We start from the raw sequence: 14,660 nt of genomic DNA, 5'->3' as shown, positions 1-14,660 counted from the left end.
TATGGCCGCACTGCAATTGCGTCGCGTGAAAAATTCGCGTCTCTTGCGGAGCTTTCCGTTAAGGTTCCCGTTATTGACGATATTCCCGACATAGCCTGGGCTTAGCTGAGGAGATGATAATGCGCGGCCACCGTTTCGACCGCATTCTGGCAGGCTCGGCGCTTGCCCTTGTTCTCGGCGTTTCTGTCCCGGCGATGTCGCAGTCGGTCAGTCCGGAGGAAGTCGCTCGCGTCGAATCGCGGGTGCCGGTCCCGGATACCACACTCCCGCCTGCGCCGACCGCCGTTGACGCGACGAAGCCGGTATCGGTCTCAGCCGCAGCGTCTGCGGAGCCCGCCTCGACCCAGTCCATCGCCCCGGCAAGCGAGCAGCCCGCGGCCGTTACCGCAGCCCCGGCCGCGGCACCCACCGCCCAGCCCGCTCAGCCCGCCCCGGTCGCTGCCGAACCGGCTGCCACTCAACCGGCAACCGAACCGGCCGCGAAGCCCGTGGTTGCGGCCGCGGACCAGGACTTCTCCGACAAGCTGCGCGAGCTTATCACCGGCCGCAACGCAGATCGCTATTTCGCCCGCCGCAACGAGCGCACCGGCGCCGAAGCCTTCTACAAGGAGCGCGACTACGCGCCGCTCTTCGTTGCGAACGGCAAGCGTTCCGAAGCCGGTACCAAGGCCGTTGCTTATCTGGAACGCGTCGACGAGCACGGCATGGAGCCCAGCGATTACCAGATCCCGTCCTTCAAGGAGGGCGATCTGGATGGGCTGGCGGAAGCCGAATTGCGGCTGGCCGGCGAGCTCCTGCAATATGTCCGCCACGCCTCGATGGGCCGCGTACACTACACGCGTGTCCACAACGACATCGGCTTCGAACGCGAGGCGCCCGAACCGGAGGCCATCCTCAAGGCGATCGCGGACTCGAAGGATCTCAAGGCGACGCTGGATTCGTATCAGCCGCCGCATCCGCAATATCAGCGGCTGAAGGCGAAGCTCGCCGAGGCGCGCGGCAAGTCTGAAACGCCCGCCGAGGAGCTGGTCCGGATTCCGGACGGTCCGAGCATGAAAGTGAATGCGAGCGACCCGCGGGTGCCACTCCTGCGCAAGCGCCTGAAGGTCGCCGGCGACGAGACCTCGACGGTGTACGATCAGGCTGTCGTCGATGCAGTGAAGGCCTATCAGCAGGGTGCCGGTCTTCCAGCCGACGGCGTTGCCGGCCCGGCGACGTTCCGCGCGCTCAATGCGGTGCCCAAGCGCGAACGCAACGTCGACATCATCATCGCGAATATGGACCGCTGGCGCTGGTTCGGCCGCGATCTCGGCAAGAGCTACGTTCTCCTGAACATCCCGGAATTCCGTCTGCGCCTGTTCCGCGATGGCAAGCTGAACTGGGATACGAAGGTCGTGATCGGCAAACCGGAGCAGGCGACGCCAATCATGACGGGGTCGATGCGTTTCATCACCGTCAATCCGACCTGGAACGTGCCGCCCTCGCTGATCGCCAACCGCTACCTGCCGGCTCTGCGCCAGGATCCTTCGACGCTGGCGCAGCTTGGCCTGCGCATGGAGCAGAACCGCGACGGCACCGTGCGGATGTACCAGCCGCCGGGCGACAAGAATGCGCTCGGACGCATCCGCTTCAACTACCCCAACAAATTCCTGGTCTATCAGCACGACACGCCGGACAAGCACCTGTTCGCGCATGACAAGCGCGCCTACAGCCATGGCTGCATGCGGGTGGAGAATCCGCTGCTTTATGCCGAGAAGCTGCTGTCGATTGTGCTGCCGAACGAGAAATACACGGTCGATCGCCTGCGCTCGATGTACGGGAATTCGGAAATCAACATCAATTTTCCGACGGCGATGCCGGTCCACCAGTCCTACGAAACCGCTGTCGTGGACGATTCCGGAAACCTGAAGATCTTCGCCGACGTTTACGGCCACGATGCGCGCCACATCGCGATCCTGAAGTCGTCCAGCGAGCGGCGGGTGGCAGACGTAGCCCAGGCCACCCGTCCGACAGGGACCGGCATTCCGGCGGATAACCTCCGCTACCAGACGCGGGAAGCCGGCCCGTTCGCCGACTGGTTCTCCTCGCGTAACGCCAACGCCGTCGACCGGCGTGGCAATCGCGTGGTCCAGGGCCGCAGCGAGCCGCAGAACTTCTTCGAACGTCTGTTCCGCTAACGTTCCCGCCGATTGAAGCCGCCCGTTAACCAAACCGGTTGACGGGCGGCTTTGCTTTGGGGACCCGGCCATTTTTTGCCACAGTCAACTCTTATCACAATCACGACAACTCGTCGGGGGACGATAATCTCGTATTAACCCAGCTTCGTAACAGTGCGTTAGCCTTGCCGCTCCCGGCGCGGTCCCTGCCCTTTTGTGCCAATAACCAGCGGAATGCTTCGTGCCATTCGGTAAAGCGCGCCAGGCCAGTAACGGAACCGTGTCGCGCATCACGCAGCGTGTGGCGCTTGCCACCGCCATCACGATCGCCGGATCGCAGGGCCTGCACACTGCGGTCGCCAATGGCGATACCCGCACCATCTCGATGCACCACACGCATCGCGGCGACGACATCACCGTCACCTTCAAGCGCAACGGCCGCTACGACGAAGACGGCCTCAAGAAGCTCAATCACTTCCTGCGCGACTGGCGCACCGACGACGTTACCACAATGGACCCGCAGCTGTTCGACGCGGTCTGGGAGGTTCAGCGCGAGTTCGGGATCGACAAGAAGGTTCACATCATTTCCTCCTACCGGTCGCCGCGCACCAACGAGATGTTGCGCAAGCGTTCGTCCGGTGTCGCCCGCCATTCCCTGCATACGCAGGGCAAGGCCATGGACTTCTTTATCCCTGGGGTGCCGCTCGATCGTGTGCGCGAAGCGGGCCTGAGGCTCCAACGCGGGGGCGTTGGTTTCTATCCGACCTCAGGCTCGCCTTTCGTGCACATGGATGTCGGCAGCGTGCGGCACTGGCCGCGCATGACCCGCGACCAGCTGGCAAAGGTCTTCCCGGACGGCCGCACCGTGCATCTCCCGCTCGACGGCAAGCCGCTGGCGGGCTTTGCGGTGGCGCAGGCCGATCTGGCCAAGCGGGGCTCGGATTCGCCGCGCATCGCATCGGCCAATCCGCTTGCCCGCCTGTTCGGCCTCAAGCCGAAGCCGACCGAGGACGAGGACACCCCGGAGGCCGCCGAGCCTGCAGCCGCGCCGACACAGGTCGCCTCTGCCGCCTCGCGCGGGCGCGAGACTGTGGTTGCAGCGGCTCAGCAGCTCGTTCCCGTACCGGCCGGAAAACCGACCCCGGCGACGGCTGCCTTTGCAGCCCCGCTGCCGAAAGCACGACCGGCCGCCGCCCCGGCTCCGGTTCAGGTCGCCTCGTCCGAGTTCGACCCGCCGCGCCCGCCGGCGCCGATTCCGGGCACCTTCGCGCTGGCCGCGAACACGCCGAACGACATCATTCTCTCGCGTGGCTATTGGTCCGGACGGCCGGACGCGCCGTCTGAGGCCTCGACCGGCAGCATCGGACCATTCGCTGCGCCGCCAGGCTACGGCGAAGGCAAGCCCGGCGACTCGCTGTTGTCCTATGCCCGCGATATCGAGCCCGAAGCCGCTCCGCAGCGGGCCAGACCTGCGACGCAGGCGGTCCGCTCGGCCTCGCTCGCACCGAACACCACCGTCGCTTCCAAGGGCCTCCGCGATACACCGACTGTCGTGCATTCCGCGCCGCCGGTGAGCAAGAAGCTTGCATCGGTTGCGCATCGCTTCGAAGGCCCGTGGATGCGGGCGCTGATCCTGACGCCGAGCGTCGCGCGCTTCATGACCACGACGCTCTATGGTGCCACCGATTTCCGCGGCCTGCAGCCGCTTCTGCGGACGCCCAACAGCATGGTGGTGATGGCCTTCACCGCCGAGCCGCAGGGCAACCTGTCGTATGTCCGCTTCGAAGGCCGCGCGATCGAGTTCCTCGCGACCGCGACGTTCATGCCGCGCACCGCGCAACTGCGGTAACATCCCGACCGATTAACGGAGAAACCTCCGACCTCATCCTTCGAGACTTGGCCTTTGGCGGGTCTCAGGAGGAGGCCTGAGAACGTTCGCTAGGCCTTCAGCATGCCGAGCGCGTGCATGTAGGTCTCCAGGATCGCCTCCTGTTCCTCGCGCTCGGTCGGCTCCTGCTTTCGCAGCTTGATGATCTGGCGAAGCGCCTTCACGTCGAAGCCATTGGCCTTGGATTCTGCATAGACGTCGCGGATATCGTCCGAAATCGCCTTCTTCTCTTCTTCCAGCTTTTCGATCCGCTCGACGAAAGCCTTGAGCTGATCCTTGGCGAAGCGGAAAGATGCGTCTTCATTCTCGGCGGCGGCGGACGCGGGCATTACAACGTTTCTCCTTTTGGTACCGGACAGTGTTGTCGGAAGCGGGGGACGTGGGGTCAAGCACGCATTGCCGCTGCGCCCGTCATCCACAGGCGCGAACAATGCGATTGATTTCTCAGGGTTGTGTTGCGCTCAGCGCAGCAGCGCCTGCGCCTGTTCCGTAAGCCTCGCCATCAGCGCCCGTGCCGGCATCTCGACGCCGAGCGCCGCAGCCTGGCCGGACCAGAGCGGCGTGAAGTCGCCGGAACCCGCGGCCTCGGCCTTGGCACGCAGCGGCGCGATAGCGCCGGCCGCGAGCGGAAAGGCCGGCGCCTCGGAGATCGGTCCCAGGTCGCGCATGAGGCGGTTCATCAGCCCTCGCGCCGGTCGGCCGGTCATCAGATTGGTCAGCGCGGTACCGTCGTCGCGCGCCGCTTTCAGCGCCACACGATACGGCGCCGAGATCTTCGATTCCGGACAGAAGAGAAAGGCGGTGCCGATCTGCACCGCGGATGCGCCCAGAATGAAGGCGGCGGCGATGCCGCGTGCGTCCGTGATAGCGCCCGCGGCGATCACCGGAACCGTCACCGCATCGGCAATCTGCGGCACCAGCGCGAAGGTGCCGGGCTGGGTGGCGATATCGTCGCTGAGGAAAATGCCGCGATGGCCGCCCGCCTCGTTGCCCTGCGCGATGATCGCATCGACGCCGCGTTGCTCGAGCCAGCAGGCTTCCGCCACCGTGGTCGCGGAGCTCAAGGTGACGATGCCGGCCCGCTTCACCTGTTCGAACAAGTAGGGCTCGGGCAGCCCGAAGTGAAAGCTGACCACCTCCGGCTTCAATTCGAGGACGAGGTCGCAGATCGCCTGATCGAACGGACGCCGATTACTGTTCGGCACCGGCGCCGCCGGATCGATCTTGAGCTCACGATAATAAGGTGCAAGCCGCTCGCGCCAGGCGGCTTCGCGGGCATTGCTGAGTTCCGGCGCGGCGTGACAGAAGAAATTCAGATTGAGCGGGCGCGCCGTACGCGCGCGATACTTCGCGACCTGATCGCGAATCTGTTCCAGATCGAGCATCGCACACGGGATCGAGCCGAGCCCGCCCGCCTCCGCGACTTCCGCCGCGATCTCATGATCGATCGCGCCCGCCATCGGCGCGAGCACGATCGGATGCTCGATCTTGACAAGCTCGGTGAAACGGCGGTCCGGCCAGGGCATCGCGCACCATCGATTTGATGTCGGAGCCGCAATGTAGCCCGCGCGTCCATCCCGCGCTCATGAAAATTGCTGGCGCGGACAGATCGGTCTTGCTGATAGTCAGAATGGGCGCGGCGTCGCGAGCTTCAGCGTCAGCAATTCGTCCGGCTTGAAATAAAACAGCTCGTTCGCCGGCGTTTCCATGGCATGGACCCAGACCTGGCTGTCCACCCCCATGTCGCGCAGATAGCGCTGCACTTCGGCCGAGACCCGCTGTGCGCTGCTCATGCCATCGGCCATGGTGGCGCTCGCCGCACTCGTCAGCGCCGACACCTGGTGCACGCCGATCGCCGCCTTCGGCGCTGCGAGCCGCTCGACGCCGCCTGCGAAGACAAGCGGGCAGGACGAGGCGCAATAACGCGCATCGAGGACCTCGGTATTGTATTTCCGCTCCCGGATCAGCCGGCCGATTTTTAGGGCGTCCTGCACCGAACCGCCGGGCGAATGCAGCACCACCGTCTTCACGTAGTCGCCGCGCTTCTCGATCTCGGCGGCGAAGCTATCCGACGCCCCCGGGACGATGGTGCCGGTTGCGATCAGGCGGCCGTCGCCCGCAAGCTCGAAACTGATCGGCGCACCGAGCGCCTTGTCGGAGGTGCGCAGGATGCCCGGCCGCCGCTCGCCGCCGCGCCGCGACGGCAGCGGCTCTGCCGACGGCTTGTCGGTTTCGGTTATGAGTCCCGGCGAGCGCTGAACGCTGCGCTCCGGCGCCTGCAGCATCTCGGCATAGTCGAGCGCGATCACGGCGACGGTTGCGGTCACCATGATCGCGAACAGCCAGCGCAGCACATGATCGTCCGGACGATCCTGCAGCCAATGCGCGACCCGGCCGCGGATGGACGATGCGCCCGACATCGTCGCTAGTCCTTTTTGCCGGCCCGCGCCGTGGACAAGGCGGTGACATTCTCATCTGGAGCGAGCGCGGCAGCGGCCGGTGCTACGGACGGCGCCGGAGCCGGCGGAAGCTTCGCGGCCGCACTCGCGGTTTCCACCTCCCGCGCCAATCGGAGCGCCGTGATGATATCCGCCGCCGACATGGTGGCGGCGCCCGGCTCGGTCTGGCCCTCGCGGCGGATCGAGGCATGCACAACGCAGAAGATCAGCACCAGCACCGCCGGCATCAGGTCGATCGAGATCGCGCCGGCCCAGCTCGGTATGAAGTCGCCGGCATAGCGCAGCACGGCCTCCGCGGTCGACAGCGGCTGGAAGCGCGCCGGCTCGACCTGCGGCACATCGACGATTTTCGACGCCGCCGCCGACAAGGCCGCCGATTGCGCCGCCACCGCGCTTTCGACACGACCGACGACGCTGGTCTGCCGCTCGCCGAGATCGCCGCGACCGGCCGCCGCCGGCGCGATGAAGCCCGCGGCCAGGCCATCGGCGGCGCGCTTCACCGCCGGCGCAACCGAGGTCTGCTGCAAGGCTGCGATCACGCCCATCAGCGACATGGCCTCGGACCCGAACGCATCGCTGCGGTCGTTGATCGGGCCACGCGAGGAAATCAGTTCCCGCATTTTCGCGAGATGCTTGCCGCCCTGCTCGTACAGCGTCCTGGCGCGATCGGCCGAACCCGTCACCTCTTTCGAGAGGTTGTCGAGCTGCGTCGACATCTGCGTCAGAAGCTGCACCACGGTCCCGGATCCGGCGGTGCCGGTCAGCGAACCGGCACGCTCGGCCTCCGCCAGCCGGTTGAAGCGCGTCGCGGCCATCTGGATGTCTGGCACGAGGCTCTGCACCGCCAGCACGTTGGAATGCGCGCGATCGAGATCGCGGGTATAGGACTGCACCGAAACAGCGAGATGCTGCTGGATCGCGGCGGCGCCCGCGAGCGCCGACGCATTCAGCCAGGCCGACATCGCGATGATCATCAGCGAGCCAAGTCCCATGCAACCGAACAGGAGGCCGCGAGACCGGCTTTCCGTGACGTGCGGCAGGAACCGCAGCAGGAAGGTCCAGAACGCGTAGATGCCGATCGAGACCGCCACCGAATAGATCACGGCAGCGAAGAACACGATCGTCGCGTTGCCGTTCAGGAGATCGCGGACGCCGAGATAGGTATAGACGCCGCTGGCGAGCGCGAGCACGCCAAGCGTAACACGCGTTGTGATTTCGAGACGCTGCACGCCATCACGCAGCGGCGACGCGATATTGAGAGACGACATCCGGGCTCCGGCGGCGTTCTGCCGCTGCAAAGGTCGAGCGATGGCAACGAAATCCTTCGTCCGTCGCAATGCTCAGAAATGCCCCCGCTTTCTGATGAGCGAAAATTCCGCCGACAATATGTCGCCGCTTCACGCAGTCAGGTTGTTACGGATATGTCTTTTTTTATATCGCCGGACCGGCATCGCGGCTCGCGGAGAGCGCTACGAGGCCGCCGCCCCAAGATCGAGCGAGACCGCGATGAGACCGGCGTCGTCGCGATCCTCTACAACATCGAAGCCGAGGTCGCGGCACATGGACAGCATCGTCGTGTTATCGCGCAGGACCTGACCGTGGATGCTGGCCAGCCCTTCCTTGCGCGCATAGTCGATGATGAGTTCCATCAGCGCCCAGCCGAGCCCAATGCCCTTGCAGTCGGAGCGAACGAGGATCGCGTATTCGCCGGTGCGATGATCGGGATCGCAATGCAGCCGGACCACGCCAAGCAATGCGCCGGACTCGTCGTCGAGCGCCAGCAGCGCGATCGAGCGCCCGTAATCGATCTGCGTCAGCCGGGCGATGAACGCGGGGCCGATATCCTTGACCAGGCCGAAGAACCGCAGCCGCATGTCGTCGGCGCTGACATGGCGGAAGAACGCCTCATACAGGCCCTCGTCGTCGGGGCGCACCGGACGCACCTGCACCCGCCGGCCCTCGCGCAAGGTCAGCGTTCGCTCCCATTCGCGCGGATAGGGCCGGATCGCGAAATGCGCATGCCGCCGGGCGCCCACAGGCGCAGCGGCGATCGAAATCCTGGCATCCAGCGCCACCACGCCGCTGTCGTCGGCCAGCAGCGGATTGATATCGATCTCGAGGATTTCGGGGATATCCGCGGCAAGCTGCGACAGCCGGACCAGAACGCGTGCGACCTCGTCGCGCCGCGCCGCCGGGACGTTGCGATAGCCATCGATCAGACGCGAAATCCGGGTTCGCGCGATCAGGTCGAGCGCGCGCGTCTGGTCGAGCGGCGGCAGCGCGATGGCCTTATCCTTGACGATCTCGACCGCCACACCGCCGTGGCCGAATACGATGACCGAACCGAAGATCGGATCGCGGGCGAGCCCGGCAATCAGTTCGCGCGCCCGCGGCCGCGTAATCATCGGCTGCACGATCACGCCGTCGATGCGGGCCTTCGGCCGCAGCCGCCGCGCATTGGCGATGACGGCCTGTGCCGCCGCGCGCACATCCGCCTCGGTTGTGAGATTGAGCCTCACGCCGTCAACGTCGGACTTGTGCTGGATATCGCGCGACAGAATCTTCAACGCGACCGGCTGACCTTGGGCAATGAATTCGCGCGCGGCTTCTGCCGCCGCATCCGGGTTTCCGGCGCTGCGGAGCGGAACCGACGGGATGTCATACGCTGTCAGCACGGCGTCGGTCTCGAGCGGATCGAGCCAATTGCGTCCCTCGCGCCGTGCGTCTTCCACGATCGCGCGCACAGCCTTGTCATCTCCGGCGAAGTCGTCGGGCGCGGCGGCCGGCGGGTTCATCAGCGATTGCAGCAAATCGCCGCGCCGCGCGAGATGCGCAAAGGCGCGCACCGCTTCCACCTCGGTCGCGTAATGCGGCACGCGCGCTTCGCGAAACACCGTCGCGACCTCTTCCGCCGCGCCGATCCATGAGGTCAGCACCGGCTTCACATTCACCCGGCGGGAACGCTGCGCCACGATGACGTCGCTGACGGCTTTCGCCGTGTCGAGCGATGAGGCCAGCGCGGTCTGCACATCGAGCACAAGGATCGCGTCGTTGTCCGGATCGTCGAGCAGCGCCTCCAGCGCCTGCGTGAAGCGGCCGGCATCGGCATCGCCGATGATGTCGACCGGATTGGCATGCGACCAGAGCGGCGGCAGCACTGCGTTCAGGCGCGCCATGGTGTCGGCTGAAAGTTCCGCCGGCGCATAGCCCTGGTCGACAAGACTGTCGACCGCAAGTACCCCGAAGCCGCCACCATTGGTGAGAATGGCGAGGCGATTGCCCGCAACGGCGCGGCAATAAGCCAGCGTCTGCGCCGCCGCAAACAACTCGTCCATGTCCTGGACGCGCAACAGTCCGGCACGGCGAAAGGCAGCGTCATACACGGCATCGGACCCAGCCAATGCGCCGGTGTGCGTCGCCGCCGCGCGCTTGCCCTCGTCGTGACGGCCGGACTTGATCACCACCACCGGCTTCACGCGCGCGGCCGCCCGCGCAGCCGACATGAATTTCCGGCTCTCCTTGATGGACTCGACGTACAGCAGGATCGCCTGCGTCTGCCGGTCGAGCGCGAAATAATCGAGCAGGTCGCCGACATCGACATCGATCTGGTCGCCGACCGACACGATCGCCGAGAAGCCGATCGCCTGGCGCATGCCCCATTCCGCCATTGCAGCGGCGATGGCGCCGGATTGCGAGATCACCGCAATGCCACCGGCGTCCGGCATCACGGCGGCGAAGCTCGCATTCAGCGCCGCATGCGGTGCGATCACGCCGAGACAGTTCGGCCCGATAATGCGCAAACCGGTCGCACGCGCCGCGGCATGCATGCTCTCTGAAAGCGAGCCTTCGCCGTGGCCGAGTCCGGCGCTCAGCACAATCGCTGCTCCAACGCCACGCGCCGCAGCCGTCTCGATGATGGCCGGCACGCTCGGTGCGGGTGTCGCGACGACCACCAGATCCGGTACGGCATCGAGCTGGTCGATTGAGGCGAACGCCCGCCGGCCGCCGATCTCGTCATATCTCGGATTGACCGGATCGATGCGACCGCGAAACCCGGCGGCCATCGCGTTGGCATAGACCGCGCCGCCCAGCGAAGACGCTTTCGGACTTGCGCCGACGATCGCGATCGATGCCGGCGTAAACGCGCGGTGCAATCCGAAAATGGACATAAGCGGCTTTCAGGTGCGGGTCGATAATCGGACCACATGCTACCTGAGCAAATATGACGCGCTGACCTGAATCAATCCGGCTTTTTTGTCGCGGAGATGCCGGGCGACGCATGGCGTCGCACCGGAACGGCAATCGGCGTTATCGCTCGACGAAAGCCTTCTCGACCACGAAATGGCCGGGCTCGCTGTGGCTGCCTTCGGAGAAGCCCGAGCCTTCGAACATGTTGCGAAGGTCTTCCAGCATCCCCGGGCTGCCGCACAGCATCACGCGGTCGGTCTCGACCGAGAGCGACAATTGGCCAATGTCGTCGAACAGCTTGCCGCTCGAGATCAGGTCGGTGATGCGGCCGCGATTGCGGAACGGCTCGCGGGTGACGGTCGGATAATAGTGAAGCTTGCCGTCCAGCAGTTCGCCGAAGATCTCGTCATTCCGCAGCCGCGCGACGACATCCTCACCATAGGCGAGTTCCGAGACCTGACGGCAGCCATGGACCAGCACGATGCTGTCGTAGCGCTCGTAGACTTCCGGGTCCTTGACCAGGCTGACGAACGGGGCGAGCCCGGTGCCGGTGGACAGGAGCAGAAGCCGCGACCCCGGCAGCAGATTGCCCAGGATCAGCGTGCCGGTGGGCTTGCGCCCGACCAGGATCGTATCGCCTTCCCGTATCTGCTGCAGGCGGGAGGTCAGCGGGCCGTCCGGCACCTTGATGCTGAAGAATTCGAGATTGTCCTCGTAATGAGCGCTCGCCATGGAATAGGCGCGCAGCAGCGGCCGGCCCTCGACCTCGAGCCCCATCATCGCGAATTGACCGCTCTGGAACCGGAACCCCGGATCGCGGGTGGTGGTGAAGCTGAACAGCGTGTCGGTCCAGTGCCGGACCGAGAGAACCTGTTCCCGGTTGAGTGCGCTCATTGCCCTTGCCGCAGTCCACGTTGAGACGGCTGCTGCATCGCAAAAAACCGGACCGTTTGCATCAATAAAAATGCCGACCACGCAAGAAGATGACAGATGCTCTGCAGAATTGCATGGCGCAGAATGGTGTTCTGCCCCGCCCTGTCATGAAAGAAGGGCCGCCCTCGCGGACGGCCCTTCCATTGTCAAACCGCAGCCCGGATCTCGGACTGGTCGTGTCTGCCTTATCAGGCAGTCGCGTCCTCGAACGAGCCGAGGGACCAGTTCGCAAGCTTCCGCGCATACGGCGATAGACAATGAGACACTGGATCACCTCCTTTCGGTTGTTAACGATGCATCGAATCTAGGCACGGTCCCGCGATTCGAAAAGGTCAAAAGTCCGGCACAGCCTGCCCGCGCTGCGATCAATGGCGGTGGGACTTTTCGAACGCCGCCTTCTGCTCCGGAGAGGCCTCTTTCTGGTATTTGGCGCGCCATTCCTCGTAGGGCATGCCGTAGACGGCCTCGCGGCTCTGGTCCTTCGACAGCGGGATGCCCTTTTGATCGGCAGCCTCCTTCATCCAGTTGGAGAGGCAGTTGCGGCAGAAGCCGGCCAGATTCATCAGGTCGATATTCTGGACCTCGGTGTGCTCGCGCAAATGCGACACCAGGCGGCGGAAAGCCGCCGCTTCAAGTTCAAGGCGGGTCTGATCGTCCATTTGGCACCTCGTGATGGCGATTTCCCGCAAGATAAGGCTGTCCGGGACGGATTGCCATGCGGCCGGATCCGTCGCCTCCCGCTGCGGGGTGACTTGCCCCCGGCGGAACCATAAAAGCTCTCCGGAACGCAAGCCGGCCGTCTCATGTCCCTCCCCGCAACCTCACTCGCCGACCGCCGACGCGAAGGCATCGCCCTTGCGGCGCTGGTACTGGGCGCGGTCGCGATGGGGGCGTCGCCGCTTTTCGTCAGGATGGCCGATGTCGGCCCCTTTGCCAGCGCATTCTGGCGAACCGCTCTGGCGCTGCCTTTTCTGGCGCTCTGGGCGCTGACCGAACGGGGTAATCTGCGGCCGGACGCATGGCGCAATCGCAGCGTCTGGCTGTCGGGCCTGTTGTTCGCGGGCGACCTGTTCTTCTGGCACCTCGCCATCCTGGCGACCACGGTGGCCAACGCCACCTTCCTCGCGACCACCGCGCCGCTGTTCGTCGTGGCGGGCGCCTGGTTCCTGCTCGGCGAGCGGATCCAGGGGCGCGGCATCGCGGGCCTGGCGCTCTGCCTTCTCGGCGGCGCCGCGCTGGTCGGGCACAGCTATGGCTTCGCGCCGGAACGGCTCACCGGCGACCTTTACGGCATCGTCACCGCGCTGTTCTTCGCCGGCTATATGCTGGCGCTGCGGGCCGCCCGGCGCGACGTCCCGGCCGGCACATTGGCCTTCATCTCGGCCGCCATCACCACCGTTATCCTGTTTGTGGTTGCCATCGCGCTGGAACCGCGTGTGTTGCCCTATTCCGCGCAGGGATGGACGATCCTGGTGGCCCTTGCGCTGATCTCGCAGGTCGCGGGCCAAGGATTGCTGACGATTGCGCTGGGGACATTGCCGGCGCCGTTTTCGTCGCTGGTGATTTTCCTCGAGGCGGTCGCCGCCGCCCTGCTGGCCTGGGTGGTGCTTCACGAAGCCCTCGAACCAATGCAATGGCTGGGAGGGGTTATGATCCTTGGCGGAATCTGGTTCGCACGTCCGCGCAACCCCGCAGCAGGTAGCCTTCCATGACATCGCACCGGGCATTTCTGGAGCAATTGTTCAGCACCGCCATAGCGGCGGCGCACCCTTCTCGCTGTCTGCCGCCATTGCTGCCCGACGCACCAAAATCGGGCCGACTGATCCTGCTCGCGGCCGGGAAGGCGGCCGGGTCGATGGCCGAAGTCGCGGAGGCGCATTATCTCGACCGTGGCGTTGCGCCGGAGCGCCTCGGCGGGATCGCAGTTGCGCGCCACGGCTATGGACGGCCGCTGCGCGTGGTGGAGATGGTGGAAGCGGGACACCCCGTTCCCGATCAGGCTGGGCTCGATGCCGCCGCGCGCACGCTCTTGCTCGCAGATCAGGCGACGTCCGATGATCTGGTGCTGGTGCTGATGTCCGGCGGCGCGTCCGCGAACTGGATCGCACCGGCGCATGGCCTGTCGCTTGAATCGAAGCAGGCGGTGACCCGTGCGCTGCTGCGCTCCGGCGCGTCGATCGGCGAGATCAATACGGTGCGCAAGCATCTGTCGCGCATCAAGGGCGGGCGGCTCGCACGCCACGCCTACCCCGCCGAACTCATCACCATCGGCATTTCGGATGTGCCGGGCGATGACCCCGCAGTGATCGGATCGGGGCCAACCGTTCCCGATCCTACGACCCTCGCAGATGCGCGCGCCATCGTCGCACGCTACAGGCTTGGTCTGCCGGACGAGGTGGTGGCAGCCCTCCACGCGGAGGCGAACGAATCTCCGAAGCCAAACGATCCCGCTTTCCGCGGCAGCCAATATCATCTCGCAGCGCGGCCGACCGACGCATTTGAAGCCGCGGCATCGGCCATCCGGACAGCCGGGTTCGACTGCATCTTTCTCGGCGACCGGGTCGAGGGCGAGGCGCGCGACGTGGCGGCCGCGCAGGCGGCCATCGCCCGCGACCTGAAGGCGCAGGGCAAGCGCGCCGTGATCCTGTCCGGCGGCGAACTGACAGTGACCATTCGCGGCAACGGCCGCGGCGGACCCAACCAGGAATTCGCCCTGGCCCTTGCCGCCGAACTGGACGGCACCTCCGGCATCGCCGCACTGGCCGGCGACACTGACGGGACAGACGGCGGCGCCGGATCGGCCGACGATCCGGCCGGCGCCTATGTGGACGGAAGCACCGCAAAACGGGCGCGGGCGCGCGGTTTTGACCCGGCGCGCTGGCTGGCGGACAACAATTCGACAGCTTTCTTTGCTGGTATCGGGGACCTGATTTCGCCGGGGCCGACCTTTACCAACGTGAATGATTTCCGTGCCATCATGGTGGACGTTGACACGACTTAAAAAAACACGTCAAAACAGCTACTTAGCTCGTTTCC

11 protein-coding genes are annotated in these 14,660 nt (G+C 65.5%); 4 read left to right on the top strand and 7 right to left on the bottom strand.

Features of this window, described 5'->3' with window-relative positions:
- The first annotated feature begins 119 nt into the window (after nucleotides 1–119).
- Entirely contained in the window at nucleotides 120–2,177 is a 2,058-nt protein-coding gene (locus AC5I5I_RS22735) for a L,D-transpeptidase family protein (RefSeq protein ID WP_495976872.1), read from the top strand.
- Between the two features lie 220 nt (nucleotides 2,178–2,397).
- On the top strand, nucleotides 2,398–4,005 hold the full coding sequence (gene mepK, locus AC5I5I_RS22730; RefSeq protein ID WP_495976870.1) for a peptidoglycan L,D-endopeptidase MepK: 1,608 nt from the start codon (nucleotides 2,398–2,400) through the stop codon (nucleotides 4,003–4,005).
- An 89-nt stretch (nucleotides 4,006–4,094) separates the two neighbouring features.
- On the opposite strand, the gene AC5I5I_RS22725 is transcribed toward mepK, so the two are convergent.
- From AC5I5I_RS22725 to AC5I5I_RS22695, 7 genes are all read right to left on the bottom strand, one after another.
- Nucleotides 4,095–4,373: a DUF2312 domain-containing protein gene (locus tag AC5I5I_RS22725; RefSeq protein WP_495976868.1), complete on the bottom strand. Its 279-nt coding sequence runs from the start codon at nucleotides 4,371–4,373 to the stop codon at nucleotides 4,095–4,097.
- A gap of 132 nt (nucleotides 4,374–4,505) precedes the next feature.
- The gene (locus AC5I5I_RS22720; protein WP_495976866.1) at nucleotides 4,506–5,570 is read right to left on the bottom strand and encodes an NAD(P)H-dependent flavin oxidoreductase; all 1,065 of its coding nucleotides are present in this window, start codon (nucleotides 5,568–5,570) and stop codon (nucleotides 4,506–4,508) included.
- Nucleotides 5,571–5,669: 99 nt separating this feature from the next.
- Nucleotides 5,670–6,464, bottom strand: a complete 795-nt coding sequence (locus tag AC5I5I_RS22715) for a COG3904 family protein (protein WP_495976864.1) — start codon at nucleotides 6,462–6,464, stop codon at nucleotides 5,670–5,672.
- A gap of 5 nt (nucleotides 6,465–6,469) precedes the next feature.
- Nucleotides 6,470–7,771 (bottom strand): hypothetical protein, encoded by a 1,302-nt coding sequence (locus tag AC5I5I_RS22710; RefSeq protein WP_495976862.1) that lies wholly within the window; start codon nucleotides 7,769–7,771, stop codon nucleotides 6,470–6,472.
- A gap of 201 nt (nucleotides 7,772–7,972) precedes the next feature.
- Entirely contained in the window at nucleotides 7,973–10,672 is a 2,700-nt protein-coding gene (locus AC5I5I_RS22705) for a bifunctional acetate--CoA ligase family protein/GNAT family N-acetyltransferase (RefSeq protein WP_495976860.1), read from the bottom strand.
- A gap of 139 nt (nucleotides 10,673–10,811) precedes the next feature.
- Complete coding sequence (locus AC5I5I_RS22700) at nucleotides 10,812–11,585, bottom strand: ferredoxin--NADP reductase (protein ID WP_495976858.1); 774 nt, start codon at nucleotides 11,583–11,585, stop codon at nucleotides 10,812–10,814.
- A 404-nt stretch (nucleotides 11,586–11,989) separates the two neighbouring features.
- Complete coding sequence (locus tag AC5I5I_RS22695; protein WP_495976856.1) at nucleotides 11,990–12,283, bottom strand: DUF1244 domain-containing protein; 294 nt, start codon at nucleotides 12,281–12,283, stop codon at nucleotides 11,990–11,992.
- A gap of 144 nt (nucleotides 12,284–12,427) precedes the next feature.
- Here AC5I5I_RS22695 and AC5I5I_RS22690 point away from each other — a divergent pair, with 144 nt between their 5' ends.
- Nucleotides 12,428–13,336 (top strand): DMT family transporter, encoded by a 909-nt coding sequence (locus tag AC5I5I_RS22690; RefSeq protein ID WP_495976854.1) that lies wholly within the window; start codon nucleotides 12,428–12,430, stop codon nucleotides 13,334–13,336.
- Nucleotides 13,333–14,625: a glycerate kinase type-2 family protein gene (locus AC5I5I_RS22685; protein ID WP_495976852.1), complete on the top strand. Its 1,293-nt coding sequence runs from the start codon at nucleotides 13,333–13,335 to the stop codon at nucleotides 14,623–14,625. Before AC5I5I_RS22690 ends, AC5I5I_RS22685 begins: the two co-directional genes overlap by 4 nt.
- Nucleotides 14,626–14,660: the final 35 nt, after the last annotated feature.

This window comes from Pseudorhodoplanes sp. (assembly GCF_059499825.1).
The sequence above is the reverse complement of the archived record's forward strand: the minus strand, read 5'-3'. Positions and strand labels throughout refer to the sequence as shown.